The following is a 5,425-nucleotide window of genomic DNA, read 5'->3' as shown; positions in this document are numbered from 1 at the left end:
GGCCGCAGCGCGCTGTCGGCGGTGACGTGCGCGGCCAGCCTGGCGGCCTGCTCCCGCAACGACTCCGCTGACGCCGCGGAGACCACCCACGGCACGACAACCGCCCCCGCGCCCGCGTCCCCCGCCGGGGCGTCCACGGGGACGTCCGTCGGGCCGCCGGTGATCTCGCCAGAAGGCTGGCCGTCAGAAGGCTGAGGGTGGAAGTGGTTGCCGGAGCGACCGCTTGTTCCCTCGTTGTCATGATTTCCCCGCCCTCCCCGGCTCCGCGCCCGCCTCGGTGGCGGGTGTGCCCGTGGCGGGCGCGTCCGCGTCGACCAGGGCAGCTGCCCGCACGTCCGTCCGGTCCGCCGGGCCGTCCGTCCCGGCATCCGCCGGGGTGGCCGGAGGGCTGTCCACCGCGGCGTTCTCCGCGGTGGGCTGGTCGGTGGGGGCCTGTTCGATGATGATGTGGGCGTTGGTGCCGNTGTCATGATCCGAAGCGTCCGCGGGGGCATCCGCTGGGACGTCCTGGTCGGGGGACTGTTCGATGATGACGTGGGCGTTGGTGCCGCTGATGCCGAAGGAGGAGACCGCGGCCCGGCGGGGGCGGTCGGCTGTCGGCCAGGGGCGGGCGGAGGTGAGCAGTTCCACCGCGCCCGCCGACCAGTTCACGAACGGTGACGGCGCGTCCACGTGCAGGGTTTTCGGCAGGACGCCGTGCTGGAGGGCGTGGACCGTCTTGATGATGCCGGCGACGCTCTTCGGCAGCAGGCCGTGGCGCAGCGCATAGACGATCTTTGTGATGCCGGCGATGCCGGCCGCCGTCTGGGTGTGCCCGATGTTCGACTTGATCGAGCCGAGCAGCAGCGGCCGGTCGGCGGGGCGCTGCTGGCCGTAGGTGGCGATCAGTGCCTCCGCCTCGATCGGGTCGCCGAGGCGGGTGCCGGTACCGTGCGCCTCGACGGCGTCGATGTCGCCGGCCGTGAGCCCGGCGGCGGCCAGCGCGTCCGCGATGACCCGCTGCTGGGACTGGCCGTTCGGTGCGGTCAGCCCGTTCGACGCGCCGTCGGAGTTCACCGCGCTGCCGCGGATCACCGCCAGGATGCGCCGGCCGGCCCGCTGCGCGTCCGACAGCCGCTCCAGCAGCAGGAACCCGACGCCCTCGGCCCAGGACGTGCCGTCCGCCGCCGCCGCGAACGCCTTGCTGCGGCCATCGGGGGCGAGCCCCCGCTGCCGGGAGAACTCGGTGAACAGCCCCGGGGTCGCCATCACGGCGACGCCGCCGGCCAGCGCCAGGTCGCACTCGCCGCCGCGCAGCGACTGGGCGGCCAGATGGGTCGCGACCAGCGAGGACGAGCAGGCGGTGTCGACGGTCAGCGCCGGCCCTTCCAGTCCGAGGGTGTAGGCCAGCCGCCCGGAGGCCACGGATGTCGTGCTGCCGGTGAGCACGTAGCCCTCGGCGTCGCGCGGCGAGTCGGTCAGACGCGGGCCGTAGTCCTGCTGGGTGGCGCCGACGAACACCCCGGACCGGCTGCCGCGCAGGCTGTGCGGGTCGATGCCGGCGCGTTCGAGCGCTTCCCAGGCGGACTCCAGCAGCAGCCGCTGCTGCTGCCGAAGAACTCCGCGTCGAAGCGGTCGGCGTCGTAGAGGAAGCCGCCGTCACGGGTGTAGGTCCGTCCCGGTTTGCCGGGTTCGGGGTCGTAGAGCGCCTCGGCGTCCCAGCCGCGGTTCGACGGGAACCCGCCGATGGCGTCCCGGCCGTCGGCGACGAGATCCCACAGCGCCTCGGGGGAGTCGGCGCCGCCCGGCCAGCGTCCGCTGACCGCGACGATCGCGATCGGCTCGGCGGGGTCGACGCGCCGGCGGGCGCGCCGCGCAGTGGTCGCGGGCGTGCCCGACACCAGAGTGATCAGCCGCTCGACCAGGGCGGCCGGCGTCGGGAAGTCGAACACCAGGGTGCTCGGCAGGGTCAGGTCGGTGGCCGCGGCGAGCCCGTCGCGGAACCGCACGGCGCCGAGCGAGTCGAAACCGAGGTCCCGGAAGGTCTGCCCGTCGTCGATCCACTCCGCGTCCGCGTGCCCGAGCACCCCGGCCGCGGTCGTGCGGACCAGCTCCGTCAGCCGCTCCCGCAACGCCTGCGGGGACAGCGCCGCGAGCGGATGCCCCGACGCCCCGGCCGCGCTCCCGGCCGCGAGCCCGAGCCCGGTGCCCGCCGCCCCGGCCGTGTCGAGATCGCCTTCGCCGCCGTCCAGGCCGGGCCGGTCGGTGGACGAGGCCGGTGCCGCGGTGAGCTCGCCGGCCGCCGCCGTCCCGGTAGCGAGCCAGAAACGGCGCCGCTGGAACGCGTAGGTGGGCAGGTCGACGGCGTACGGGTCGGCGCCGGCGAGGGTGTCGCTCCAGTCGACCGGCAGGCCGTGGACGTGCGCCTCGGCCAGCGCGGTCAGCAGTTGGGCCGGCCCGCCGGCGTCGCGGNCGTCGCGGCGCAGCGTGCCGAGCACGCCGACGCCGGCACCGGCCGGCCCGGCGGCGTCGACCGTCTCGTTGATCCCGCCGACGAGCACCGGATGCGGGCTGACCTCGATGAACACGTCGTGGCCGCTGCCGAGCAGGGCCCTGGTGGCGGCCTCGAACCGGACGGTGCCGCGCAGGTTGGCGAACCAGTACGCCGCGTCGAGCGTGCTGCCGTCGACCGGCTCGGCGGTCACGCTGGACAGCAGCGGGATCGTCCCGGCCCGGGGGGTGATCCCGGCGAGCGTGGTGAGCAGGTGGTCGCGCAGACTGTCGACCTGGGGCGAGTGGGAGGCGTAGTCCACCGGGACGAGCCGGGCCCGCACCCCCTGCGCCTGGTAGTCGGCGACCAGTTCGGCCAGCGCCCGCGGGCTGCCGGCGACGACGGTCGACCGCGGGCCGTTGACGGCCGCCAGCGACACCGTGTCACCAATGCCGCTGTCGGCCAGCCGCGCCCGCACGTCGTCCGCGGGTAGTGCGATCGAGGCCATGCCGCCCTGCCCGGCAATCGTGGTGATGGCCTGGCTGCGCAGGGCGACGATTCGGGCGGCGTCGTCGAGGGTGAGGATGCCGGCCACGTACGCGGCGGCGATCTCCCCCTGGCTGTGCCCGACGACGGCGTGCGGGTGCACCCCGTACGAGCGCCACACCGCCGCCAGCGAGACCAGCACCGCCCACAGCGCCGGCTGGACCACGTCGACCCGCTCCAGCGAGGGCGCGCCGGGCGCCCCGCGCAGGACGTCGAGCAGGTTCCACCCGGTGTACGGGGCGAGCGCGTCCGCGCTGGCCGCGATCGACTCCGCGAACACCGGGGAGGAGTCCAGCAGGCCGGCGGCCATTCCCGGCCACTGGGAGCCCTGGCCGGGGAAGACGAAGACGGCCAGCCGGCCGGCCCGGGCGACACCGCGCACGGTGCCCGCGGGCAGTTCGCCGCGGGCCAGCCCGGCCAGCCCGGCCAGCAGGGCGTCCCGGTCGTCGCCGACGACCGCCGCGCGGTGGGCGAAGGCGGCCCGGCCCCGCACCAGCGCCGCGGCCACGTCGAGCGGACGCGCGGACGGGTTGGCCGCGACATGGTCGTGCAGGCGCGCGGCCTGGGCGCGCAGGGCGTCCCCGCCGCGCGCCGAGAGCACCCACGCCACCGGCCCGGCTCCGACCCCGGTGTCGGAGGTGATCCCGGTGTCGGGCGTGCCCGCGCCGGGCGCGCCACCGCCGGGCGTGCCGTCGGCTGTGGACGCGCTCCCGGCGGGCGTGGTCCCGGCGTCGCTGGCACGGTCCTCGAGGGGTGGGGCCTGCTCGAGGATGTGCGTTGGTGCCGCTGATCCCGAAGGACGACACGGCGGCCCGTCGGGGCCGGTCGACGTCGGGCCAGGGGCGGGTGTCGGTGATCAGTTCGACGGCGCCGGTGGTCCAGTCGACGTGTGGGGACGGGGCGTCGACGTGCAGCGTCTTCGGCAGGACGCCGTGCCGCAGCGCCTCGACGGTCTTGATGATGCCGGCGACGCCGGCCGCCGCCTGGGTGTGGCCGATGTTGGACTTCAGCGAACCGAGGTAGACGGGCCGGCCGGCCTCCCGGTGCTGACCGTAGGTGGCGATGATGGCCTGGGCCTCGATGGGGTCGCCGAGACGGGTGCCGGTGCCGTGCGCCTCGACGGCGTCGACGTCGGCCGGAGCAAGCCCGGCGGCGGCGAGCGCGGTGCGGATGACACGCTGCTGGGACGGCCCGTTGGGCGCGGTCAGCCCGTTGGACGCGCCGTCCTGGTTGACCGCCGACCCCCGCACGAGCGCCAGCACCGGATGGCCGGCGCGGCGGGCGTCCGAGAGCCGTTCGAGCAGGACGAGCCCGATGCCCTCGGCCCAGCCCACGCCGTCCGCCGCCGCCGCGAACGCCTTGCTGCGGCCGTCCGGTGACAGCGCGCGCTGTCGGGACAGCTCCACCCAGGCGCCGGGGGAGGCCATCACCGTCACCCCGCCGGCGACCGCCAGCTCGCTCTCGCCGGAACGCAGCGACTGGGCGGCCAGGTGCAGGGCGACCAGCGACGACGAGCAGGCCGTGTCGATGGTGACCGCCGGCCCCTCGAAACCGAACGTGTAGGAGATCCGGCCGGAGGCGACGCTGCCGGCGCTGCCGGTGCCGAGGAAGCCCTCCAGCGACGACGGCGCCTCGTCCAGCCTGGGGGCGTAGTCGTGGTACATCACCCCGGCGAACACGCCGGTGCGGCTGCCGCGCAGCGTCGTCGGGTCGATCCCGGCCCGCTCGAACAGCTCCCAGGTGGTCTCCAGCAGCAGGCGCTGCTGCGGGTCGGTCGCCAGCGCCTCGCGGGGCGCGATCTCGAAGAAGTCGGTGTCGAAGTCGCCGGCGTCGAGCAGGAAACCGCCGTGGCGGGTGTAGGACGTGCCAGGGTGGTCCGGGTCCGGGTCGTGGAGCGCCTCGAGATCCCAGCCGCGGTCGCCCGGGAACTCGGTGATCGCGTCGGTGCCGGCGGCGACGAGCCGCCACAGGTCCTCCGGCGAGGCGACCCCGCCGGGGAAGCGGCAGGCCATGCCGACGATCGCGATCGGGTCGTCGACGACCTGGCCGCCCGGCCGTCCGGCGCGGGACGCCGTGGCATCGGCCGGCGCCGTCCCGGCCAGCCCGGTCTCGGTCTCGGTCAGCAGCGTGAGCAGGAAGGCGGCGACGGCGGTGGGGTTCGGCTGGTCGAAGGTGAGGGTGGTCGGCAGCCGCAGCCCGGTCGCCGCGCCCAGCCGGTTGCGCAGGTCGACGGCGGTCAGGGAGTCCAGCCCCAGGTCGGTGAACGGCCTGGTGGCCGCGACCGCGCGCGCGTCGGCGTGCCCGAGGGCCGCCGCGACCTCGCCGCGCACCAGGTCGAGCAGGTGCGCGGTCCGCTCGTCCGGGGACAGTGCGGCCAGCCGCGCCACCAGCGGTGACCCGGCGGCCGCC

General features: G+C 75.9%; 1 pseudogene. It reads right to left on the bottom strand.

What is annotated here, in order from left to right:
• Positions 1-483: 483 nt before the first annotated feature.
• Positions 484-5,425: pseudogene (locus tag FrCorBMG51_RS30155) on the bottom strand (beta-ketoacyl synthase N-terminal-like domain-containing protein); the annotation flags it as partial.

The sequence above is a fragment of the Protofrankia coriariae genome (genome assembly GCF_001017755.1).
In the GTDB taxonomy this organism is placed as follows: domain Bacteria; phylum Actinomycetota; class Actinomycetes; order Frankiales; family Frankiaceae; genus Protofrankia; species Protofrankia coriariae.
The sequence above is the reverse complement of the archived record's forward strand: the minus strand, read 5'-3'. Positions and strand labels throughout refer to the sequence as shown.